Source organism: Mesorhizobium sp. L103C119B0 (assembly GCF_000502235.1).
Lineage (GTDB): Bacteria > Pseudomonadota > Alphaproteobacteria > Rhizobiales > Rhizobiaceae > Mesorhizobium.
Genome location: NZ_AYXE01000008.1, coordinates 93,982 through 116,212, shown reverse-complemented (window position 1 = coordinate 116,212; position 22,231 = coordinate 93,982). Strand labels below are relative to the sequence as shown.

23 protein-coding genes, 1 tRNA gene and 1 pseudogene are annotated in these 22,231 nt (G+C 63.2%); 13 read left to right on the top strand and 12 right to left on the bottom strand.

Annotated elements, in window-relative coordinates; all coding sequences use genetic code 11:
* Nucleotides 1-30: 30 nt before the first annotated feature.
* Both X728_RS150930 and X728_RS150935 read right to left on the bottom strand, forming a co-directional pair.
* Complete coding sequence (locus X728_RS150930; protein ID WP_023668598.1) at nucleotides 31-318, bottom strand: YiaA/YiaB family inner membrane protein; 288 nt, start codon at nucleotides 316-318, stop codon at nucleotides 31-33.
* Between the two features lie 111 nt (nucleotides 319-429).
* A complete protein-coding gene (locus tag X728_RS150935) occupies nucleotides 430-1,116 on the bottom strand; it encodes a PspA/IM30 family protein (protein ID WP_023831826.1) in 687 nt (228 codons plus the stop codon).
* A gap of 107 nt (nucleotides 1,117-1,223) precedes the next feature.
* On the opposite strand from X728_RS150935, the gene X728_RS150940 reads away from it, so the two are divergent.
* Both X728_RS150940 and X728_RS14180 read left to right on the top strand, forming a co-directional pair.
* Complete coding sequence (locus X728_RS150940; protein ID WP_023737945.1) at nucleotides 1,224-1,832, top strand: TetR/AcrR family transcriptional regulator; 609 nt, start codon at nucleotides 1,224-1,226, stop codon at nucleotides 1,830-1,832.
* 169 nt (nucleotides 1,833-2,001) lie between these two features.
* A complete protein-coding gene (locus X728_RS14180; RefSeq protein ID WP_196815080.1) occupies nucleotides 2,002-3,897 on the top strand; it encodes an acyltransferase family protein in 1,896 nt (631 codons plus the stop codon).
* 101 nt (nucleotides 3,898-3,998) lie between these two features.
* On the opposite strand, the gene X728_RS150945 is transcribed toward X728_RS14180, so the two are convergent.
* Nucleotides 3,999-4,074, bottom strand: a tRNA-Ala gene (locus X728_RS150945).
* Between the two features lie 148 nt (nucleotides 4,075-4,222).
* Between X728_RS150945 and X728_RS150950 the strand changes: the two genes are divergently transcribed.
* Complete coding sequence (locus tag X728_RS150950; RefSeq protein ID WP_023668602.1) at nucleotides 4,223-4,513, top strand: YggT family protein; 291 nt, start codon at nucleotides 4,223-4,225, stop codon at nucleotides 4,511-4,513.
* 13 nt (nucleotides 4,514-4,526) lie between these two features.
* Nucleotides 4,527-4,838 carry a DUF167 family protein gene (locus X728_RS150955; RefSeq protein WP_023831824.1) on the top strand — a complete coding sequence of 104 codons (312 nt, stop codon included), beginning with the start codon at nucleotides 4,527-4,529 and terminating at the stop codon, nucleotides 4,836-4,838.
* Between the two features lie 110 nt (nucleotides 4,839-4,948).
* Here X728_RS150955 and X728_RS150960 read toward each other — a convergent pair whose 3' ends face one another.
* The 3 genes from X728_RS150960 to X728_RS150970 are packed head-to-tail and all read right to left on the bottom strand — an operon-like array spanning nucleotide 4,949 to nucleotide 7,719.
* Complete coding sequence (locus tag X728_RS150960; RefSeq protein ID WP_023831823.1) at nucleotides 4,949-5,830, bottom strand: MurR/RpiR family transcriptional regulator; 882 nt, start codon at nucleotides 5,828-5,830, stop codon at nucleotides 4,949-4,951.
* Nucleotides 5,831-5,878: 48 nt separating this feature from the next.
* The gene (ugpC, locus tag X728_RS150965; RefSeq protein WP_023831822.1) at nucleotides 5,879-6,946 is read right to left on the bottom strand and encodes a sn-glycerol-3-phosphate ABC transporter ATP-binding protein UgpC; all 1,068 of its coding nucleotides are present in this window, start codon (nucleotides 6,944-6,946) and stop codon (nucleotides 5,879-5,881) included.
* A gap of 2 nt (nucleotides 6,947-6,948) precedes the next feature.
* A complete protein-coding gene (locus X728_RS150970) occupies nucleotides 6,949-7,719 on the bottom strand; it encodes an SDR family oxidoreductase (protein WP_023831821.1) in 771 nt (256 codons plus the stop codon).
* Between the two features lie 177 nt (nucleotides 7,720-7,896).
* Between X728_RS150970 and X728_RS150975 the strand changes: the two genes are divergently transcribed.
* The 4 genes from X728_RS150975 (at nucleotide 7,897) to X728_RS150990 (ending at nucleotide 12,664) form a co-directional block, all read left to right on the top strand.
* Nucleotides 7,897-9,129, top strand: coding sequence for a sugar ABC transporter substrate-binding protein (locus X728_RS150975; RefSeq protein WP_023831820.1), 1,233 nt, complete (start codon nucleotides 7,897-7,899; stop codon nucleotides 9,127-9,129).
* A 343-nt stretch (nucleotides 9,130-9,472) separates the two neighbouring features.
* Nucleotides 9,473-10,342 carry a sugar ABC transporter permease gene (locus X728_RS150980; RefSeq protein ID WP_023745368.1) on the top strand — a complete coding sequence of 290 codons (870 nt, stop codon included), beginning with the start codon at nucleotides 9,473-9,475 and terminating at the stop codon, nucleotides 10,340-10,342.
* A complete protein-coding gene (locus tag X728_RS150985; RefSeq protein ID WP_023668609.1) occupies nucleotides 10,339-11,163 on the top strand; it encodes a carbohydrate ABC transporter permease in 825 nt (274 codons plus the stop codon). The genes X728_RS150980 and X728_RS150985 overlap by 4 nt, the downstream gene beginning before the upstream one ends.
* A 25-nt stretch (nucleotides 11,164-11,188) precedes the next feature.
* Nucleotides 11,189-12,664, top strand: a complete 1,476-nt coding sequence (locus X728_RS150990; protein ID WP_023831819.1) for a M81 family metallopeptidase — start codon at nucleotides 11,189-11,191, stop codon at nucleotides 12,662-12,664.
* A 160-nt stretch (nucleotides 12,665-12,824) separates the two neighbouring features.
* Here X728_RS150990 and X728_RS150995 read toward each other — a convergent pair whose 3' ends face one another.
* From X728_RS150995 to X728_RS151020, 6 genes are all read right to left on the bottom strand, one after another.
* Nucleotides 12,825-14,879 carry a M3 family metallopeptidase gene (locus X728_RS150995; protein WP_023831818.1) on the bottom strand — a complete coding sequence of 685 codons (2,055 nt, stop codon included), beginning with the start codon at nucleotides 14,877-14,879 and terminating at the stop codon, nucleotides 12,825-12,827.
* An 88-nt stretch (nucleotides 14,880-14,967) separates the two neighbouring features.
* Entirely contained in the window at nucleotides 14,968-15,381 is a 414-nt protein-coding gene (locus X728_RS151000; RefSeq protein WP_023688839.1) for a hypothetical protein, read from the bottom strand.
* 67 nt (nucleotides 15,382-15,448) lie between these two features.
* Nucleotides 15,449-16,093 carry a carbonic anhydrase gene (locus tag X728_RS151005; RefSeq protein WP_023681438.1) on the bottom strand — a complete coding sequence of 215 codons (645 nt, stop codon included), beginning with the start codon at nucleotides 16,091-16,093 and terminating at the stop codon, nucleotides 15,449-15,451.
* 149 nt (nucleotides 16,094-16,242) lie between these two features.
* Nucleotides 16,243-17,007 carry a DUF429 domain-containing protein gene (locus tag X728_RS151010; protein ID WP_023831817.1) on the bottom strand — a complete coding sequence of 255 codons (765 nt, stop codon included), beginning with the start codon at nucleotides 17,005-17,007 and terminating at the stop codon, nucleotides 16,243-16,245.
* The gene (gene pdxY / locus X728_RS151015; protein WP_023688841.1) at nucleotides 17,004-17,888 is read right to left on the bottom strand and encodes a pyridoxal kinase PdxY; all 885 of its coding nucleotides are present in this window, start codon (nucleotides 17,886-17,888) and stop codon (nucleotides 17,004-17,006) included. Before pdxY ends, X728_RS151010 begins: the two co-directional genes overlap by 4 nt.
* A gap of 133 nt (nucleotides 17,889-18,021) precedes the next feature.
* The gene (locus X728_RS151020) at nucleotides 18,022-18,273 is read right to left on the bottom strand and encodes a hypothetical protein (protein ID WP_023693217.1); all 252 of its coding nucleotides are present in this window, start codon (nucleotides 18,271-18,273) and stop codon (nucleotides 18,022-18,024) included.
* A gap of 163 nt (nucleotides 18,274-18,436) precedes the next feature.
* Between X728_RS151020 and X728_RS151025 the strand changes: the two genes are divergently transcribed.
* From X728_RS151025 to X728_RS151045, 5 genes and pseudogenes are all read left to right on the top strand, one after another.
* On the top strand, nucleotides 18,437-19,069 hold the full coding sequence (locus X728_RS151025) for a LemA family protein (protein WP_023681434.1): 633 nt from the start codon (nucleotides 18,437-18,439) through the stop codon (nucleotides 19,067-19,069).
* A gap of 239 nt (nucleotides 19,070-19,308) precedes the next feature.
* The gene (locus X728_RS151030) at nucleotides 19,309-20,079 is read left to right on the top strand and encodes a YgcG family protein (RefSeq protein ID WP_196815081.1); all 771 of its coding nucleotides are present in this window, start codon (nucleotides 19,309-19,311) and stop codon (nucleotides 20,077-20,079) included.
* 49 nt (nucleotides 20,080-20,128) lie between these two features.
* Nucleotides 20,129-20,584 (top strand): annotated as a pseudogene (locus tag X728_RS151035) (TPM domain-containing protein); the annotation flags it as partial.
* Nucleotides 20,585-20,619: 35 nt separating this feature from the next.
* On the top strand, nucleotides 20,620-21,510 hold the full coding sequence (locus X728_RS151040) for a YgcG family protein (RefSeq protein ID WP_023831814.1): 891 nt from the start codon (nucleotides 20,620-20,622) through the stop codon (nucleotides 21,508-21,510).
* Between the two features lie 6 nt (nucleotides 21,511-21,516).
* Complete coding sequence (locus X728_RS151045; protein ID WP_023755945.1) at nucleotides 21,517-22,155, top strand: TPM domain-containing protein; 639 nt, start codon at nucleotides 21,517-21,519, stop codon at nucleotides 22,153-22,155.
* The last annotated feature ends 76 nt before the right edge of the window (nucleotides 22,156-22,231 follow it).

The following is a 22,231-nucleotide window of genomic DNA, read 5'->3' as shown; positions in this document are numbered from 1 at the left end:
CGCGTTGAGCCTTGTTTAGCGGGAACCCGGTTACACTTCGTTACTGCGGCTGACTTCCATCAGCAACTTCTCGGTCTTGGCGTCTTCCAGCCGGTTGATGAAGCGGCTTGCCTCTTCCGAGTCGCGCAGTGTCTTGGTGATGGTGATCGAGGTGTGCACGAGCATGATGGCGGCCATGGCATAAAACCCCTTGGCGGCGAAGCTCGCCTCCATGAAGTAGATGCCGCCGGCCATCATTGTGGCGGCAACGGCGAAACTGGCCATGGTGAAGGTCTTCCAGGCGCTTGAGTCCTTGGGGGAATAGGTGTTCGGGGTCATCGATATGGTCCTTTCGTTTCAAGGTTAGGTTGGTTGGGCGTGGGTCTGTTTCAGGCTGGATACAATCAGGCTGGATACAATCAGACTGGATAACAATCAGGCCGGGTACGATCAGGCCGGCTTGGTCATGGTCTTCGTGAGCCGTTCGAGCACGGCGTCGGCGCTGCTTCTCAGCGGCGCACCGCAGCCGGCGGCCGCAAGCTTCTCTGAGACCGCGGCAGGATCGCCCGACTGTTCCATCTCGGCCATGGCGGCCGCGGTGTCGTCGATCTGCTTTTGCCTGGTGCGCAGGCGCAGCAGCGTCTCCTCGGCGTCCCTGAGCGCCGACAGGCTGGAGCCGGGCGCGCTTTCTCGCAGGCGCTGGGTCGAGTCGACCGCGGCAACGATGCGCTGGCCGCGCTGCAATTCGCGCAGGCGCATTTCGGAGACGCGGATAATCCGCTTGAGACGCTCAATCTCGGTGCCGAAGCTTTTCTGCGCCTCGGCGGAGGCGTCGCGTTCGGCTTCCAGCATGGCGATGGTTTCGGCGGCTTCGCGGGCCAGTTCATTCTGTCCCTGCTCGATCGCGGCGATCGTGCGCTTCTCCAAATCGTCGATGCGGAGGACAAGCTTCTTGTACTGCGCGACTTCCTGTTCGTTCTGGGCGATGGCAATTGCAACCGCCCGGCGGGCGGCCGCGATAGCGTCGGCGCAATCGCGGATCTGCTGGCGCAGGATTATCAGCGCGTTGCGGTCGACGACCGCCTCGGCGGCTTCGTAGCTTCGGCCGCGAACGAGAGCAAAAAACTGTTTCAACATTTCCGTTTCTCCTCTATGAACGTTGTTCATGAGGCAAAGTAGCACATTGTGAACGGCGTTCAAGGAGAAAATGAACGGTGTTCATGATTGCGCATAAGAGAAGGTTAATGACCGCAAAACGGGACGCCAAACGCGAGGACCTCAAAGGCAGGCTGATCGAGGCCGCGCAAGCGCGCATCCAGTCCTCGGGGCTCGCCGGTCTGCGTGCGCGCGACATCACGGCCGATGCCGGCTGCGCGCTGGGCGCGCTCTACACCGCCTTCGCCGACCTGGACGAGCTCATCCTGCACGTCAATTCGATCACACTGGCCAGGCTGGGGGCGGCCCTGCAGCAAGAGGCGACCGGCGTCGCCGAGCCTAGGGCAAGGCTGAAGGCGCTGGCCAAGGCCTATCTCGGCTTCGCCCGCGACAACCGCATGGCGTGGAAGGCGCTGTTCGAGCACCGTATGGCGCCAGGCGTGGCGGTGCCCGAATGGCATCTGGCCGAACATGCGGTGCTGGTCCAGCATCTGGTTGAGCCGCTGGCCCAGCTGCTCCCGGCGGCGGCAACGCCGGAGCTTTTGGCCCGCGCGCGCACGCTGTTCTCCGCCGTGCATGGGATCGTCGCCATCTCGCTCGAAGACCGTTTCATTGGCCTGGCGTCCACCGACCTCGAAAGTGAGCTGCTGGGTTTCGTCGACACGCTGGTGAGCGGACTGGAGACGGAAAGGGAATGAACTGCTGCGATCGGCTCTTGCCTCACGGCACTCTGCCCTTATGAAGATCGTGGCGCGGACTGCCGGTTGATCCAGGCCGGCTGAGACTGTTGGGGATATCCGGTGACAATCGATCAGAACCGTCGGTTTCGACCCGAAATACAGGGGCTGCGCGGCTTGGCGGTCGCGCTTGTCGTGGTCTATCACATATGGCCGGGTGCTGCCTGGCGGATATGTCGGCGTCGACGTCTTTTTCGTCATCTCTGGCTATCTGATCACGGGCCTGCTGGCGCAGATGGCGCTGCGCGGCGGCCGGATTTCACTGATCGAATTCTACTCGCGACGGGTGCGACGGTTGTTGCCGGCAGCAACCCTGGTGCTGCTGGTGGCATTGCTGGGCACGCTGCTTTTCATCTCAAAGGCGCGCTGGGAGGAAATGGGCAACCAGATCGTGGCGAGCGCTCTTTATGTCGAGAACTGGCGGCTGGCCTCGATTGCGGTCAGCTATCTCGAGGCCGACACCTTGCCGAGCCCGGTGCAACACTACTGGTCGCTTTCCATCGAAGAGCAGTTCTACATCGCCTGGCCGTTGGTGATGATCGGCGTGATCTGGCTGGCGCGCCGCCGTGACCTTCCGCTGAGGGCCTGCTTGATCGGGGCGTTGTCGCTCATTTTCGCGGCATCACTTGTTGCCTCTGTCGTTTTGACGGCGACGGATCCGGCCCAGGCCTATTTCGTCAGCCATACCCGCCTGTGGGAATTGGCGCTGGGTGGTCTGCTGGTGCTTGGCGAGCACCGGTTCCGCCTGGGCGCGGGTGCAAGCCGGGTGATGGCGCTTGCCGGCACCGCCGGCATCCTTGCCTCCGCTCTTCTGTTTTCAGCGGCGACACCGTTCCCTGGCCTCAGTGCGTTGCTGCCAACCCTGGCCACCGTGCTCATCATCCTGGCTGGCGAAGTCCAAGCCGGTCGGTTTCGTGGGCTCGATTTGTGGCCGCTTCGGTTCATCGGCGATAGGTCCTATTCGATCTATCTCTGGCATTGGCCGTTGATCACATTCTTCCTAGGACAGGGCTTTTCGCTGACCTTTGCCAGTGGTGCCGGCCTGATTGCGGTGACCCTGGTCCTGTCGGACCTGTCTTATCGCTATGTCGAACAACCATACCGACAGGCCCAGGGCGGAGCGTGGTGGAAGCCGCTGGGATATGGCACCATCGCTGTCCTGGCATGCGTGGCGGCATCGGAGGGGCTGCTGCATTTCGTGACGACGCAACGCACCGACATTACGCTGATCGGCACGCCGGCCTATCCCGGGCCTGCCGCCTTGCTGACCGGCGCCGCGGTTCCGGACGATGTGGACCTCCTGCCGCCGCTGGCCAGGCTAAGGCGGGATGTGTCGAGGTTGTTCTCGGCGGGATGTCAGCAGAACCTCAAAGGCGCAAAACCGGTGGGATGCGTGCTGGGCGACCCCGCCGGCCCGAAAACCATCGTCCTCGTTGGCGATTCCCACGCTGCCCAATGGGGTCCAGCCTTGAACAAGATCGCCAGGGACCGCAAATACAAGCTGGTTTCTTTCTCGAAATCCGCCTGCGCATTCGCGCGTGCGCCCACCAAGTCGGACGGCAAGCCGTATCCATCTTGCTACGAGTGGAGGGAGAAAGTGCTGGCTGAGATTTTAAAGCTCAGGCCGCTCGCCGTCATCACCAGCCAGTCCAACGCCGGATCGGTTCCGGATGACCTGATGATCGAGGGGCTGCGCAATGTCTGGAGCGAACTGACCGAGGCAGGTTCGCAGATCATCGTCATCCGCAACACGCCCTTGATGCGATTCGAACCCGGCGATTGCCTGAGCGCCACGCCCGCAAAATGCTTCACCAAAAGAAGCGACGCCGAGCTCAACAACCTGTTGGCGCTTGCCGCGGAGGGTCAGAAAAACGTGCGCGTCGTCGATATGACTGACGCTTTGTGCGGACCGGAACTATGCCCGGCGGTCGTCGGCAATATGATCGTCTGGCGCGACACCGGTCATTTGACGGCCACCTATTCGCTTGCGCTCGCGCCTTATCTCGCCCCCAGGCTCGGCCTGTGATGCGATTCCCAAAGCGAAAGGGCCACGCGCTTTCCCAAGTTGCTCCAGCAGGCACAGAGTCCAGATATTTTTCGGGACGAGCAAGGAAATGGAAATTCCGCTGGTGGAGCTGAGGAGGATCGAACTCCTGACCTCGTCATTGCGAACGACGCGCTCTCCCAGCTGAGCTACAGCCCCGTCCAGCGGATGGCGCATTTATCGAAGGCTGCGGTTTCCTGTCAAGGCGGGGTTTTGCCGAATTCCCTTGTGCCCGGTGCTTGTAGGCGACCGGCCCTTGCCGGTTTCGCGCGCAATGGCTACATGTCGGCAACAATCGGAGACCGGCATGCTCGCCCTCATTCAAACAATCGTCATGGCGCTGGACCTATACTGGTGGGTCATCATCGCCTCGGCGATCTTTTCCTGGCTCTATGCGTTCAACGTCGTCAACTCGCGCAATCAATTTGTCGGCAGCATCGGCAACATGCTCTACCGGCTGACCGAGCCGGCGCTGCGGCCGATCCGTCGGTTCATGCCCGACCTCGGCGGCGTCGACATTTCGCCGATCATCCTGCTTCTGCTCCTGTTCTTTCTCAGGCAGCTCATTCTCACCACGATAGCGCCGCTGGTCCTGTGAGCCTGACGATGGCATGAGCGCGCCATTCCGCTTGCGCGTCGACGGCATCGACCTGTTTATCCGGCTGACACCGAAGTGTTCGGTGGACAGGCTCGAAGGCGTCGAGGTATCGGCCGACGGGCGCAGCCGTTTGAAGGCGCGCGTGCGCGCCGTGCCGGAGAATGGCGCGGCCAATGCGACGCTGGAACGGCTGGCGGCCAAGGCGCTGGGCGTTCCGGCATCGGCCGTGTCGGTCATTGCAGGCGGCACGGCGCGGCTGAAGACGGTGCGTGTCGCGGGTGATCCGGCGGTGCTGGCGCAGCGTATCGGGGCGCTCAGCCGCTGATCGAAGATCCAGCGTTGCGGCATGCAGCCCCTTGATCTGTCGGCGGAACAGCGCCCCCCTCTGTCCTGCCGGACATCTCCCCCACGAGATTGGCAGCTTCCGCCCCGCTCTCAATCCCCCAGCGGCAATTTCGGATCGTCGACCTTCAGCGTGTTCACGCTCTGCTTGATGCGGCGCAGGTTTTCGAGAACCCTGGGTCCGCGCGTCTCGGCCACGGAGGTGACGATCATGTCGACGATCGACAGCAGCGCATAGCGCGACGAGGTCGGCTTGTAGATGTTGCCGTCCTCCAGCGACTGGAACTGGACGACAGTGTCGGCGGCCTTGGCGAGCGCTGACTCCGGCGGGGTGATGGCGATTGTGGTGGCGCCATATTGCTGGGCAACCTGCACGGCGTCGATCACCGAGCGAGCATAGCCGGACACCGAGAACGCGACCAGCGTCGTCTCCGATGTGGCGACGGCGGCATACATGCGCTGCAATTGCCCGTCGACCTGCGCCAGCACCGGCACGCCAAGCCGAAACAGCCGGTTCTGCATTTCGGTCGCCATCATCGAGGAAATGCCGCCGGAGCCGATGCACAGCACATTGCCCGAACTGACGATGCGAGCGGCCACGCCCACCAGCGTCTTCATGTCGAGGTTTTCGCTGGCGCGCTGGATGGCGGCGATTGCCGCTTCGGTGATGGCCGACGCAATGCGCTGCTCGCGCGCGTCGCGGTTCAGCGGCTCGGGCGACAGATACTGGCCGCCAATGGCAATGGCCTGCGCCAGGTAGAATTTGAAATCGCGCAGACCCTCGCAGCCTAGATTGCGGCAGAAGCGGGTGACCGTCGGCTCGCTGACGCCGACGCGCGCGGCAATTTCCGAGATTGCCGCCTTGGAGGCGAAGTCGAGATTGGTCAGCACGAGGCCGGCCAGGCGGCGGTCCGATTTGGTGCCGTCCTGCGACATCAGTTGCAGCCGCGTGATGATGTCGGCCGGCGTTTTCATTTCTGGGTTGTCGTCTTCATCGTGGTATTTTCGTTTTCATGCCGGCGCTCATAGCGGCAGGCCTGTCGCCGTGTCGAACAGATGGATGTTGCCCGGCGCTACCGAGACCGGCAGCAGTTCACCCGGCTTGACCTGGATGCGGTCGCGGAACACGGCGCGCACCGTGTCGGCACCGATCGCACCATAGACATGGGTTTCCGAGCCGGTCGGCTCGACGACATCGACCTTGATCGCCATCGCGTCGACAGCCTCGCCGATGACGAAGTGTTCGGGCCGTATGCCGGCCTCGACCGTGCTGCCAGCCGGCACCGTCTTGCTGCCGAGCGCCAGTCGCCCTCCGCCGGCCGATTCGAACCAGCTTTTCTCGGGCGTCGTCTTCAGGGCGCCGGAGACAAAACTCATCGACGGCGAGCCGATGAAGGAGGCGACGAATTTGTTGGCGGGACGGTCGTAGAGTTCCAGCGGTGCGCCGACCTGCTGGATCTTGCCGCGGTCCATCACCACGATGCGGTCGGCCATGGTCATGGCCTCGATCTGGTCGTGGGTGACGTAGACGATGGTCGATTTCAGCCGCTGGTGCAGCGCCTTGATCTCGGTGCGCATCTGCACGCGCAATTGCGCGTCGAGATTGCTGAGCGGCTCGTCGAACAGGAACACCGAGGGTTCGCGCACGATGGCGCGGCCCATGGCGACGCGCTGGCGCTGGCCGCCCGACAGTTCCCGGGGATAGCGGTCGAGATAGGAGAACAGGTTGAGGACGCCGGACGCCTTTTTCACCTTGTCGTCGATTGCCGTGCGGCTTTCGCCGCGAATCTTGGGACCAAAGCCGATATTGTCGGCCGCTTTCAGGTGCGGAAACAGCGCATAGGACTGGAAGACCATCGCGATATTACGCTGCTGTGGCGGCAAATCGTTGGCGCGCACGCCGCCGATCAAGAGGTCGCCTGCGGTGATCGGCTCCAGCCCGGCCAGCATGCGCAGCAAGGTCGACTTGCCGCAGCCGGAAGGGCCGACCAGCACGACGAATTCGCCGCTCTTGATGTCGAGGCTGATGTTTTCGAGGATCTCGTGGCGTCCGAAGGATTTCGACAGGTCGCGGAACTCGACATCGGTCATGGTCAGGCTCCCAATATGTCGTCGATGAAGGGCAGGAAGCCGGCGGTCAGTCCCGCGTCGACCGGCACCACCGCGCCGGTTATCCCCGATGCGCGATCCGAAACAAGGAAGGCCACCGCTTCGGCCACTTCCGTGGCGTCGACGATGCGGCCGAGCGGATAGAGCCGCTTGAGCTTGCTGAGAACATCCGGGTTCTTGGCTAGCCGATGGTCCCATGCGGCGGTGCGGATCGACCCGGGGCAGACGACATTGGCGCGCAGCCCGTTGCGGCCGAGTTCCACAGCGACCGCTTTGGCATAGGCATTGATGCCGGCCTTGGCCGCGGCATAGGCCGGGTTGCCGAAGTGGGCGATGGCGTTGACGGAAGAGATGAAGACGACGCTGCCCGAACCGCGCGCGGCCATTGCCTTGATCAGCGGATCGGCGAACAGCATCACCCCGGTCAGATTGAGGTCGAGTTCATGCGTGATCTTGTCGGGGGTCAGCGCTGCAAGAGTCTCGGCGCGCGTCCAGCCGGCATTGTTGATCAGGATGTCGGGCACGCCGTCTTTCTCGAGGATCGCCGTGATCGCGGCATCGGTGGAGATCCGGTCGAGAAGGTCGAAGACGTGGCGCGACGCCAGATGCGGACTGCCGAGCTGGTCTTGCGACTGGTCGCAGCCGACGACGCGCGCGCCACGTTCGGCCAGCAGCGCCACAATAGCCGAGCCGAGCCCGCCGCCGGCGCCGGTCACCAGCACGGTCTTGCCTTCGAATTCGGCCGTTGAAACCACCCTGCGCGCCTCCCTGGGGTCTACGATAGTCGGAAACGCTATTTTAGAAAATGTAATTAAGCAACAGGAAAATCCGCTTGCACAGCGCGAAATCATGGATAATGTAGGAAAGTCACATAAAGCCTTGGCCGCCTCAAAGCCGCAAGAGTGCAGACGCAATCAAAAGGGAGAGATCGAATGAAGCTTGCAAAATGGACTGTCGGCCTGATGGCCGGAATGAGCCTGCTCGCCCTGGCCGCGCAGGCAGATGCCGGCGAAGTGCGCGTAACCGTTGCCGAATACAGCGCCAAGACCGGCCCGTATTTCGAAGCGGTGAAAAAGGAATTCGAGGCAGCCAACCCGGGTATCACCGTCAAGTTCGAAGTTGTGCCGTGGGACGTGCTGCTGCAGAAGCTGACCACCGACATCACGGCCGGCACCAATGCCGACCTGTCGATCATCGGCACCCGCTGGCTGATCGATTTCGTCCAGCAGGATGTCGCCGAGCCGCTCGACGCCTACATCAAGCCAGACTTCAAGGACCGCTTCATCGACACCTTCCTGTCGCCGTCGATCATGGAGGGCAAGACCTATGGCCTGCCGATCGCGGCCTCGGCGCGCGCCATGTACTACAACAAGGAATTGTTCGAGAAGGCCGGAATCGCCAACCCGCCGGCAACCTGGACCGAGCTGCAGGAGGATGCGCGCAAGATCAAGGCACTGGGCACCGGATCCTTCGGCTTCGGCCTGCAGGGCAAGGAGATCGAGACCGACGTCTATTACTATTATGCGATGTGGTCGCAAGGCACCGAGATCCTCAACAAGGATGGCACGTCGGGCCTCGGCACGCCGGGCGCGCTCGAAGCCGCCAAGCTCTACAAGTCGATGATCGACGAAGGCCTGACGGAACCCGGCGTCACCTCCAACAACCGCGAGGACGTCCAGAACCTGTTCAAGCAGGGCAAGGTCGGCATGATGATCACCGCGCCCTTCCTGTCCAACCAGATCAAGGACGAGGCGCCGAACCTGAAATATAGCGTGGCCGCTATCCCCGCCGGACCGACCGGCGCGCGCGGCACGTACGGCGTCACCGATTCCATCATCATGTTCAAGAATTCCAAGAACAAGGATGAGGCCTGGAAGCTGCTCGACTTCCTGTTCACCACCGAACAGCGCGCCAAGTTCACGCAAGGGGAAGGCTTCCTGCCGGTGAACAAGGAAGAGGCCAAGATGGACTATTACGTCAACAATGCCGACCTCGCCGCGTTCACAGCACTGCTGCCCGACGCTCGCTTTGCACCGGTCATCCCGGGCTGGGAAGAAGTCGCCCAGATCACCTCGGATGCCATGCAGAAGATCTATCTTGGCGGCGACCCCGAGGCAGGCTTGAAGGAAGCGGCTGCCAAGGCCAACGCCGTGATCAAGAAATAGAGCGTATCTCCCTGCGCCCGGCGCGCCCCTGAGATCGGGGCGCGCCACACTTTCCTCTCCCTCCAGAGGGGGGAGAGGTGGCTCGGCGAAGCCGAGACGGAGTGGGGGAACCACCTNGTCGACCCCCACTCCGTCGAGCTTCGCTCGACACCTCTCCCCCGATCGACGGGGGAGAGGAAGGGCTCCCTTCCGCAACCGTTGCGGAGGATGGGCAGGCAGGTGAGGGGCAGCGCAAACGTCCGCAGGAGATTCAAACCCTGAAGCGCTGCCTTAGACCGATATGCGAGATTGATCCGAGCTGGCGCGCCAGCCACTGAAGTCCAACACGGTACGAAACCGGCCGATGCAAAATCGTTACCTGCCCTATTTATTGACCTTGCCCAGCCTGTTTCTGGCCGCAGTCGTCATCTTCTGGCCGGTCTGGGACCTGATCCAGATATCGACGCATGATGTCAGCCGTTTTGGGCAGCTGCGCGACTTCAACGATTTCGCCAATTATTCCGCCTTCCTCGCCGATCCCGATTTCCTGGCGGCACTCTGGCGCACCGGCCTGTGGACCGTGCTGGTGGTCGGCGGCGCGCTGCTGTTGTCCGTCCCCGTGGCGATGATCCTCAATACCGATTTCTACGGCCGCGGCATTGCCCGCGTCATCATCATGCTGCCCTGGGCGGTGTCGCTGACGATGACGGCGGTGGTCTGGCGCTGGGCGCTCAACGGCGAAAGCGGGATGCTGAACTCGGCGCTGATCGGGCTTGGCCTGATACATGAAAACATCCAGTGGCTGGCGCGCGCCGAGACCGCCTTTCCGATGCAGGTGCTGATCGGCATATTGGTGACGGTGCCGTTCACCACGACCATCTTCCTCGGCGGCCTGTCGTCGATCCCCGACGACCTCTACGAGGCGGCGGCCCTGGAGGGGGCGACGCCGCTGCAGCAGTTCCGCGAGATCACCTTTCCGCTGCTGAAGCCGTTCATCAACATCGCCATCGTCCTCAACACCATCTACGTCTTCAATTCCTTCCCGATCATCTGGGTGATGACGCAGGGCGGGCCGGCCAACTCGACCGACATATTGGTCACCCATCTCTACAAGCTGGCCTTCCGCATCGGCAAGCTGGGCGAAGCATCGGCGGTGTCGCTGCTGATGTTCGCCATCCTTTTGATCTTCACCATGATCTATGTGCGCCTCGCCATGCGGGAGCAGCGCACATGACGCCCAAGCTGAAGCGTACGATCATCGCATGGCTGCTGCTTTCGCCGCTGCTCGTGGTGACCATCTTCCCCTTCGCGGTAATGTTTTTGACCGCGGTCAAACCGCGGCAGGAGGTGCTGTCGCCGACCTGGTGGCCAAGCGAATTCCACTGGTCGAATTTTGCCGACATGTGGGTGGCGACCGGCTTTGGCCAGGCGCTGGCCAATTCGCTCTATGTCTCTGTTATCGCCACCGTCGGCGCCATCCTGATCTCGGTGCCGGCCGCCTATGCCATGTCGCGGTTTCGCTTTGCCGGCTATGGCGCCTTCCGCCAGTTCCTGCTGATCTCGCAGATGATCTCGCCGATCGTGCTGGTGCTCGGCCTGTTCCGGCTGATGGCGGCCTGGGGTCTGATCGAATCCACGACCGCGCTCGGCGTCATCTACATGGCTTTCAACGTCGCCTTCACCGTGTGGATGCTGCAAAGCTATTTCGACACCATCCCGCGCGATCTCGAGGAAGCAGCGTGGATGGAAGGCGCCGGCCGATGGCTGACCTTGCGAAAAGTGTTTCTGCCGCTTTGCCTGCCGGCAATAGCGGTGACCGCCATCTTCACCTTCATCAACGCATGGAATGAGTTCGTCGTTGCGCTCACAATGCTGCGCAGCCAGGAAAGTTACACGCTGCCTATCCAGGTGTTCTCGCTGGTCGCCGGCCGCTACACGATCGAATGGCACCATGTAATGGCGGCGACGCTGCTGGCGACGCTGCCGGTGGCAATCCTGTTCATCTGGCTGCAGCGCTATCTCGTCCGCGGGCTGGCGCTCGGGGCGGTCAAATAACGGCGCCATTCACAACGGAGCTTTCATGCGCATCTTCACCGCCTCGCTGGCGACCGAAACCAACACCTTCTCGCCGGTGCCGACCGACCGGGCGTCGTTCGAGATGGCGTTCTATGCCGGGCCGGGCAAGCATCCAGACACGCCGACCTTGTGCTCCTCGCCGATGGTCGCGCTGCGCCGGCGTGCGGCTGCCGAAGGGCTGACCGTCATCGAAGGCACCGCCACCTGGGCGGAGCCGGGCGGGCTGGTGCAGCGGCAGACCTATGAGTCGTTGCGCGACGAGATTCTCGGCCAGTTGAAGGCAGCCTTGCCGGTCGACGCCGTCATCCTCGGCCTGCACGGCGCCATGGTGGCGCAAGGCTATGACGATTGCGAAGGCGATCTGCTGGAACGGGTTCGCGCAATCGTCGGGCCCGACGTGGTGATCGCGGTCGAGCTCGACCCGCACAGTCATCTGACCCCAAAGCGCGTCGCGGCATGCAATGTCATGGCCTATTTCCTCGAATTCCCGCACACCGACTTCTATGAGCGCGGCGAACATGTCGTCGAGCTTGGATTGGCGGCGGCGCGCGACGAGATCAAGCCGGTGATCTCGACCTTCGACTGCCGCATGATCCAGGTGCTGCCGACCAGCCGCGAGCCGATGCGCTCCTTCGTCGACCGCATCAAGGCGCTGCACGGCAAGGACGGCGTGCTGTCGGTCTCGGTCATCCACGGCTTCATGGCGGCGGACGTGCCGGAAATGGGCACGCGCATCCTGGTCGTGACCGACAATGACAAGGCCAAGGGCGATGCGCTGGCGGAGAGGCTCGGGCGCGAGCTTTACGCCATACGCGAAAGGACGGCGATGACGATGCTGAACACCGAGGATGGCATCGCGCGGGCACTGGCCGTGCGCAAGGGAAACCCCGGCAAGCCGGTTGTGATTGCCGACATCTGGGACAATCCCGGCGGTGGCGTCGCCGGCGACGGTACCGTTGTGCTGCGCGCCATGTTGGAACAGGGCGTTGACAATTTTGGCGTGGCGACGATCTGGGACCCGATCGCCGTCACATTTTGCCAGGCGGCAGGCGAAGGCGCCGTCATCGACCTGCGCTTCGGCGGCAAGGCCGGGCCGCTGGCCGGCGAACCGATCGATGCGCGCGTCAAGGTGTTGAAAGCCGTCCCCGAGGGCTGGCAGAGCTTCGGGCCAAGCCGGGTGACGCTCGGGCCGACGGCGCTGGTGCGCATCGAAGGCACGGAGGTCGACATCATCCTCAACACCAACCGCACGCAGACCTTCGAGCCGGATATTTTCTCCAACATCGGCGTCGATCCGTTAGCCAAGGATATATTGCTGATCAAGTCGACCAATCATTTCTACGCCGGCTTCGCACCGATCGCGGCGGAGATTATTTATGTCTCGGCGCCGAGTTCGTATCCGAGCAATCCGGCGGTGACGGATTACAAGAAATTGACGCGGCCGGTGTGGCCCAGGGTGGCGGATCCTTGGGCAGTATAGGCTCACCTTCTCCCCTTGTGGGAGAAGGTGTCGCCGCAGGCGACGGATGAGGGGTGTTCCAGCGGAGTGAGGCGTCGGGCGTTCCCTGGAACACCCCTCATCCGTCTCGGCGCTTCGCGCCGATCCACCTTCTCCCACAGGGGGAGAAGGGAAAGCCGCGCTACACCAATCCCCGCTTCACCATCATCGCCTCAGGCGAAGGCATCTTGCCGCGGAACGCCGTGTACAGCTCCTCCGGATCCTTCGAACCGCCGGCGGCATAGATATTCTTCCGAAGCCGTTCCGCCAGCGCCGGGTTGAAGGGATCGCCGGTCTCCTCGAAGGCGGCGAAGGCGTCGGCGTCGAGCACTTCCGACCACATGTAGGAATAGTAGCCGGCTGAATAACCGTCGCCGGAGAAGATATGGCCGAAATGCGGGGTGCGATGACGCATGGCGATGGTGTCGGGCATATCAAGCTTTTCCAGCGTTTCGGCTTCGAAACGCAGCGGTTCCGCCGGCGCATCCGGCCGCGCGTGATACGCCATGTCGATCAGCGCCGACGCTGTGAACTCGACCGTGGCGAAACCGGCGCCGAACGTGCGGGCGGCCAGCATCTTGTCGAGCAGCGACTTCGGCATCGGCTTGCCGGTCTTGACATGCAGCGCATGCTTTTCCAGCACTGCGGGCACCGTCAGCCAGTGCTCGTAGAGCTGCGAAGGCAGTTCGACGAAATCGCGGGAAACCGACGTGCCCGCCACCGACGGCCAGGTGACGTCGGTCAGCATGCCGTGCAAAGCATGGCCGAACTCGTGGAACAGGGTCTTGGCCTCATCGACCGACAGCAGCGCTGCTTCCCCGGCCGGCGGCTTGGCGAAGTTCATGATGTTGTAGATCACCGGCTTTGAGCCATCCCCAAGCTTGTAGCCAGACTTCAGCGCGCTCATCCAGGCGCCAGAACGCTTCGAGGATCGGGCGAAATAGTCGGCGAGGAACAGGCCGCGCTCGCTGCCATCGGCGTTCTTCACGACGAAGACGCGCGCGTCGGGATGCCAGGCGGCGATGCCCTTCTTCTCCTCGAAAGTGATGCCGAACAGTTTGGTGGCGACGTCGAAACAGGCGTCGATGATGCGGTCGAGCTGCAGATAGGGTTTCAGCTCCGCCTCGTCGAAGGCGAATTTTTCGGCGCGCAATTTCTCCTGGTAGAAGCGCCAGTCCCAGGCGGCGAATTTTTCGTTGCTGCCGGCCTTGGTCGCCAGCCGCTCCAGCTCCTTCTGGTCGGCGGCGGCCTTCTCCAGCGCTTTCTCCCAGACCGGGTCGAGGAGGTCGTGCACCGCCTTCGGCGTCTTGGCCATGGTGTCGTCGAGCTTCAGCGCGGCGAACGAGGCATAGCCGAGCAGCCTGGCCTTTTCGGCGCGCAGTTTCAGCATGTCGCGCACCACTGCGGTGTTGTCGCTGGCGCCGCCATTCTGGCCGCGCATGGTGAAGGCGCGGAAAGCGGTCTCGCGCAGATCGCGGCGTTCAGAAAAGGTCGTGAACGGCTCATAGATTGAGCGCGACAAAGTGACGGCGTAGCGGCCCTTCTGGCCGCGCGTCTCGGCGGCTTCGGCCATCGAACTCTTCACGAAGTCCGGCAGGCCCGCAAGATCAGCCTCGTCGAGGAAAAGCGCCCAGTCGCGCTCGTCGGCCAGCACGTTCTGGCCGAAGGTCGTGCCGAGCGAGGACAGCTCCTCGCTGATGTTGGCCAGCCGCTTCTTGCCGTCGGCGTCGAGTTTTGCGCCCGATCGCACAAAGCCTTTCCAGGTCTTCTCCAGCACCCGCAGCGTCTCGGCGTCGAGTTTTAGCGTCTCCCGGCGCTGGTAGAGGTCGTCGATGCGGGCAAATAGTTTCTCGTTCATCGAGATCGCCGAGAAATGCCGCGACATCTTCGGCGAGATATCGCGTTCCAGCGCCTGGATCGCATCGTTGGTGTGGGCGCCGGCCCGGCACCAGAAGATCGACGAGACATGGTCGAGCGGCTCACCGGCGAGCTCGAGGGCTGCCAGCGTATTCTCGATGGTCGGCGCATCCTTGTTGCCGGCGATCGCATCGATTTCGGCCTCATGTGCCTTCAGCGCCGCGTCGAACACCGAGGAGAAATCGTCGTCGCCGATGCTGGCAAAATCCGGCAGGCCGAGCGGCCCTTGCCATTTGGTCAGCGGATGGGCGGCGAGATCGACGGTTTTCGTGGACGGCATGGGGGATCTTTCGATGATTGGCGGAGCTTGCTGACCGATGTAGGGCGATGACTGGCGCGGCGCAACAGCGCGGCCGTTCAAGCCCGCGTCAGAAGCCGTCGCAATTTTCCGCGATCGCCGCTTGCGAACTGGCGGTGATGCGGTTGCCGGTGACGGCGAACGTCTCCTGCATCAGCATGTCATTGTTGGGGAAATCATAGCAGGCGATGACAGTTGTGACGCCGGCCTCGCTCTTTTCGACGCGATGCCGGATTGCGGCTCCGGCGACCGCGCCCTTCCATTCGTCGATCGACGCGATGAACTCCTGCTTCGACTGTACGACGCCGAGATCGTCGAGCTTGATGCGGACATCGTCGGCGAGCAGGTCCGACAATTCGGTGCGATCGGCGACCAGCAGCGCCGAATACCAGCGGTCGATAATGGCGCCGTCATCGGAGCGGGCAGGGACGAGCGAAATCAGCAGCGCCGCTACGGCGAAAGCGATCGCAGGCCAAACCCGCATTCTTGCCTCCTCTTATTTGACCATGCCCTTATCCGAAAACCGGTTCCCACTTTTCGGGATCATGGGTCTACGTCAAATCCGGCCGCTCGAAGTCGCCGGTGTCCTTGTTCATCACCCAGAGCTCGCCGGTCGAGATGTCGAACCAGGCGCCATGCAGCGACAGCCGCCCCTTGCCTTCGAGGATGGAGACGCAAGGGAAGGTCCTGAGATTGGCGATCGAATAGCGGATGGAGATGCGCTCCAGCGCCGTCTGCCGTTCCGTTGCCGTCATGAAGGTGCTGGACGACACGGTTTCGGCCGCCGGCGCGATCAGGCTCATCCATTTGCCGATGAAGTCGCCGGGCGACAGCGGCGCCGAATTGGTGTCGAGCGCGGCGCGGATGCCGCCGCAGCGGCCATGGCCCATCACCACGATGTTTTTCACCTTCAGGCTCTGCACGGCGAATTCGAGCGCGGCCGAGGTCGAGTGGAACTCGCCGTCCGGTGCATAGGGCGGCACCAGATTGCCGACATTGCGCAGAACGAACAGTTCGCCCGGACCGGCGTCGAAGATCGCCTCGGGGGCAGAGCGGGAATCGCAGCAGGCAACGATCATGGTTTCGGGCGCCTGCCCCTCGCGGGCGAGCTCGCGGTAGCGTCCGCTCTCGGTGAGATAGCGGCCATTCATGAAATTGCGGTAGCCGGTCCAAAGATGTTCGGGGAGATGGGGCATGGGCTAGGGATGAAGCCTTTCGGGGTTAGCGACGGCAGCTCATTTCAAGTTAGAAAGGCTCTAACGGCAAATGCCCGTCGCGGGCAATGCCGAATTGCGGATGGCTTCGTCGCAAATCGCCATGCCGCACGCATGGCTCGCCGTTTGCCTCACGCCCAGATCGCCAGGGGAATGCCCAAACGGTCGGCAAGCGGCGGGTCGGGAAACGGCTTTGCCTCGCCGCCGGCAATGCGTCCGGCAATCAGCATCATCGCTGCGGCGTCGAGGAAATCGTCGGCGGCAGCACCGCGTTGCGGCGGCTGGTCAAGGAAACCTCTGGTATAGCCGTGCCGGCAGAGCAGTGCCTTGCGCTCTTCCATCCCGGCAGGATTGACTGCGCCCTTGATCTTGTTCGGCAGCGTCATCGGTTTTTCGCCGTTCAGCCGGCAGAAGGCCACTTCGGGGTGCGATTCGAAGACGCGGCGGCGCAGTTGCGGACGTGCGATCAGCAGCGCGTCGATCTCGCGTATCTTGGCAAAGATGCCGAAGGCCTGGATCGAGACGCCGCGTGGCGGATCGGAGGTCGCCCTGGCCACCTCGCTGGCGCGCCGATGTGCCTCATACCAGGCCTCGACCGTGGTGAAGCCGCTGGTGTCGGCGTAGAGGGCCGGGCGGGACGGGATAGAGAAGACGCTGGATTGCCGTGCTCCGAGCATTGGCCGTACCAAGGTCTCCGGCCCGCGCCCGCCTCTTTGCGAGACGTCCGGCAGGCCGATCGGCATGTCGACGACCACTGTCGCATCGGCGGGCAAGGCGTCGAGCAGGGCCGCAAAGCTGGGAAAGACGCGGACTGACGGCGCGGCATCCAGATCGCGGCGGACGGCGATCCAGCCGGCCTTGCAGCCGTCTACGCCGACGACCACGGTCGAGGTCACGCCCGGCGGTCCCGCCCCGGATGCGTGAGGTGGCGCAGCTGCACCATCGCCATCGGATGCGACAGGCTCTGGGCATCGGTTTCAAGCTGCAACTCGTCGCCGCCACGCTTGGCGGTTCGCGCCAGGATTTCGTAGACGGCGGCGGTGGTCGATTGCAGCGCCTTGATCGGCGGCTGCCCCGACAGGATGCGGGCGAGGTAGACGGCCGCAGTCAGGTCACCGAGGCCATTCGGCGGCTTGTCGATGAGGCGGTGTTCGGCCAGCAGCGCCTGGGTGCCGTCAAGCAGCAGATTGCCGGTGCCGCCGGTCATCATCGACTGTGCCGACGTCACCAGCATTGTTGACGGTCCGGCATGGAGGGCGGCCGAGATCACCGATTTCAGATCGGGCAAAGGCGCGCCGGCCATCCACTCCAGCTCATAGCGGTTGGGGGTGGCGATGTCGGCGATCGGCATCAGCCGGTCGCGCATCGCGGCGGCCGTCGGCTCGGGCACATAGAGCCCGCCGGAATCGCCCATCACCGGATCGCATATATAAATCGCGTCCGGCGTCTTGGCCTTGACCGCCGCAACCAGCGAGGCGACGGCCTCGGCCTGGCCGGCCTCGCCAAGATAGCCCGACAGCACCGCGCCGACCTCACCCAGCCAGGGCGCGCGCTCGAGATCGGCCATCAGCGCCTTGAACTGGTCGAGCGGCGGCACGATGCGCGTGGCGCGGCCATGGCCCGGATGCCAGGGCAAGATGACCGTCGGTACCGCCCACACGGGAAAGCCCAGCGTCTCCAGCGCAAACACGGCGGCGCGGTTGCCGACCGAGCCGCGGGCGACATGGCTGGAAATGACGATGACCGCGCGCGGCGCGTCGGCTTTTTCGCGGTTCATGGAAAATCCTAGATACGGATAATTTTTCGTTGAATCGTCATCCTGATCTATCTCTTTGGTTGGAGGATGATCTCCGGACAAAACGGTTCCCGTTTGTCCGAGAAAACCGGTTCCCACTTTTCAGGATCATGCTCTAGCTGCCCCGGGAGACGTAGTACACGAGCCAGATCAAAAGGCCGAGGGCTACGATGAGCCCAAGTGCGCGACCGATGCGGGTGCCCCAGACCTCGATCGGATCGGATCGGTCGGCCTCCGCTGCGGTAACATGATCGCGCGCGCCTTTCGCTGCCCGTGACACCAGCGATGCGCCGCCAAGGCCGCCCTCGTTCGCCACGCGCTCGATAATGCGGCGCGATTCGCTGTCATCGTCGTGGCGTTCCGCCATGATCCTGTCCTGTTTGCCGGCAACCATACCGTGTTCGCGCGATCAATCACAGGGCCTCGCCGGCGCATGAATGCGCGCCAGGAATGCGCGCCAGCGGCAGACATTTTCTTGAGCGCGGATTGTGCTAATGCTTCGCATGCAACTTCTGTCGAGGGACCTCACCATGTTTGCCCAGCGCCTTGCCTTCCCTTTCCGCAGTCTGCCGGCCGTGCTGATGATGGCCGTCGTGCTGCCTCTGCTCGCCGGCTGCGGCTTCAACACCATCCCGACGGCGGAGGAAAACGCCAAGGCGGCATGGAGCGAGGTGCTGAACCAGTATCAGCGTCGGTCCGACCTCATTCCCAATTTGGTCGAGACGGTGAAGGGCTATGCCTCGCATGAAAAGGACACGCTCGATGCGGTGGTCGAAGCGCGCGCCAAGGCGACGCAGATCACGGTGACGCCGGAAACGCTGAAGGACCCCGAAGCGCTCAAGAAGTTCCAGGATGCGCAATCAGGGCTGACCAGCGCGCTGTCGCGGCTGATCGCGGTGTCGGAGGCCTATCCCGACCTCAAGGCCAACCAGAATTTCCTGGCGCTGCAGGCGCAACTCGAAGGCACCGAGAACCGTATCGCCGTGGCGCGGCGCGACTACATCCTGGCGGTCAAGGATTACAATCTGACGCTGAGGACCTTTCCGTCGGTGCTATGGGCAACCTTCTGGTTCCGCAGCAACGAGCCCTTCGCCAACTTCACCGTCGAAGAAGACAAGATGCAGCCGCCGAAGGTCGATTTCGGCACGAAGCAGGGCGGGTGATGACGTCTGGGTGAGCTTGGCCTTTGCCAGCCTTGCGTTCCTTCACACCCCCCTCTGTCCTGCCGGACATCTCCCCCTCAAGGGGGGAGATCAGCTGTCTTCTGTCCTTGCGCCAAATATCAGCGTTGCCGGCTGAGCGTCGGCAGCGAGATTGCCAATCTCCCCCCTCGAGGGGGAGATGTCCGGCAGGACAGAGGGGGACGCGAAGGAACGCCAACCTTGGTGTTCTTCTCGCCTTTCTGGCCGTCTTCCTGCCCCTCACCGCCTTCGCCGCCGACCTCCCCGCGCTGACCGGCCGCGTCGTCGATAACGCCGGCATTATCGACGCGGGAACCAAAGCCGCGCTCACCCAGAAACTCGCCGACTTCGAGACAAAAGGCTCCGACCAGATCGTCGTCGCCACCATCCCCAGCCTCGACGGCGAGGAGATCGAGCCTTACGCCAACCGGCTGTTTCGCTTCTGGAAGCTCGGCCAGGCCAAGGAAAATAACGGCGTGCTGCTGCTGGTGGCGCCGAACGACCGCAAGATGCGCATCGAGGTCGGCTATGGGCTGGAAGGCACGCTGACCGATTTGCACACCAAGCTGATCATCGAAAACGACATGGTGCCGGCGTTCCGCGCCGGCGATTTCTCCGGGGGCATTTCCAAGGCCGTCGACGACATGGTGATGGTGCTGGAAGGCAATCCGGAGGAATTGGAGGCGCGCGGCGAGCGCAACCAGAAGCCGCCCATCAATACCGACAATCTGTTCTTCGGCGTCTTCATCAGCATCTGGGCAATCATCTTCTTCGGCAGCATGGCCGCCTCCATCCTGCCGCCGATCTTCGGCCAAAAACTCGGTCCCGGCCGCTATCGCTGGCTCGGCATGACATTCGAGCCGGGCCGGCGGTCGTCCAGCGGCGGCTGGTCTTCGGGCGGGGGCGGCTGGTCGTCGGGTTCAAGCGGTGGTGGCGGCTTTTCCGGCGACGGCGGTTCGTCCGGCGGCGGCGGCTCCTCGGGAAGCTGGTGACGAGATGACAACACGCATCGCCAATCCCTGGCATGGCCGCTTCGCCACGATGATCGGCGCTGCCTTGCTGGTCTTGCTCGTCAGCTTCGCGGCGCTGGCGGCGGAACTGCCCGCCCTCACCGGTCGTGTCGTCGACAATGCAGGCATCATCGATGCCGCGACCGAGGCGGCGCTCACCCAAAGACTGGCCGATTTCGAGACCAAAGGCTCCGACCAGATCGTCGTCGCGACGGTTCCCAGCCTCGACGGCGAGGAGATCGAGCCTTACGCCACCCGGCTGTTCAACGCTTGGAAGCTCGGCCAGAAGGCCAAGAACAATGGCGTGCTTCTGCTGGTGGCCGTGAACGACCGCAAGATGCGCATCGAGGTCGGCTACGGGCTGGAAGCCACGCTCACCAACCAGCACGCCACACGGATCATTGAAGGCATGGTGCCGGCCTTCCGCGCCGGGGATTTCTCCGGCGGTATTTCCAAAGCGGTCGACGACATGATCATGGTGATTGAGGACAGTCATGGTGGTTGAGGGGAACTGGTGACGGCATGACAGTACGCGTCTTCAATCCGCCAAGACCTGGCCGCGCAGCCGCGACGATCGGCATCGCGCTGTTGACGATGCTCACCATGCTGTTTGTAGCTTTGGCGGCAGACCTGCCGGCACTCACCGGGCGGGTGGTCGACAATGCCGGTATTATCGACGCCGCGACCAAGGCGGCACTGACGCAGAAGCTCGCGGATTTCGAGACCAAAGGCTCCGACCAGATCGTCGTCGCCACGATCAACAGCCTCGACGGCGAGGAGATCGAACCCTACGCCAACCGGCTGTTCCGCTTTTGGAAACTCGGGCAGGCCGGCGAAAACAACGGCGTGCTTCTGCTGGTGGCCAAGAACGACCACAAGATGCGCATCGAGGTCGGCTACGGGCTGGAAGGCACGCTGACCGACCTGCACACCAAACTGATCATCGAAAACGACATGGTGCCGGCGTTCCGCGCCGGTGATTTCTCCGGCGGCATTTCCAAGGCCGTCGACGACATGGTCATTTTGCTGGAAGGCAACCCGGAAGAGCTGGAGGCGCGCGGCAAGCGCAACCCGGCCGACCGCAGCACGCCCATCGATCCCGTCGTCGCGGTCTTCCTGATCCTGTGGGCGGCGATGTTCTTCGGCGGCCTGGCGATGGCCTTCCTGCCGCCGATCTTCGGCACCAAGCTGTCGCCGGGCGTGTATAAATGGCTGGGCATGACCTTTCGCTACGGCCAGGGGCCGAGCGGATCGTCCTCGGGCTCCAGCAGCTGGACAACAAGTTCGTCGTCGGGCAGCGGATGGTCATCGGGAAGTTCGGGCAGCAGCTGGTCTTCGGGCTCAAGCAGCGGCGGCGGGTTTTCAGGCGGCGGCGGTTCGTCTGGCGGTGGCGGGTCTTCAGGGAGCTGGTGAGAGAAGATGGCAACACGACCGATCAGCCCACAGGACCATGAGCGCATCGCCACCGCGATCCGCGCGGCCGAGGCCAAAACCGACGGCGAGATCTACTGCGTCGTTGCGCATGCCAGCGACGGCTATTTCTTTCCCGCCGCCTTCATGGCGACATCAGGCATGCTGATTGCCAGCCTCGCCGTCGCTTATGGGCTGGAAGCCTGGTGGCTGTCGATCCGGCTGCCGCATTTCGTCATTGTCCAACTGCTGGCACTGGCCTCGGTGTTGGTGCTTTTGTGGGCGCTGCCGGGCTTGCGCATCCATCTGGTGCCGCGCCGGCAGCGTTATCAGGCGGCACATGACAATGCGCTCAGGCAGTTCCTCGCCCGCAATGTCCACCGCACCACGGCGCGCACCGGCGTGTTGGTCTTCGTGTCGATCGCCGAGCGTTATGCCGAAGTGGTCGCCGATTCGGGCATCGACAGCAAGGTCGGCCAGCATGTCTGGGACGGCGTGGTGCGCGATCTCCTGCAGCATGCCGGTCACGACCGGCTCGCCGACGGCTTCGTCAAGGCGATCGGGCAGGTCGGCGCGGTGCTGGCCGAGCATTTCCCGGTGACGTTGGGCGATGCCAATGAACTGGACGATCATCTCGTCGAGATCTGAAAAGCCAGCACGCGCTACCCGGACGGACGCCTGACCGCGCCGGCTGGGTGCGTTTTCCAGGCAGGCTTTGCCCATT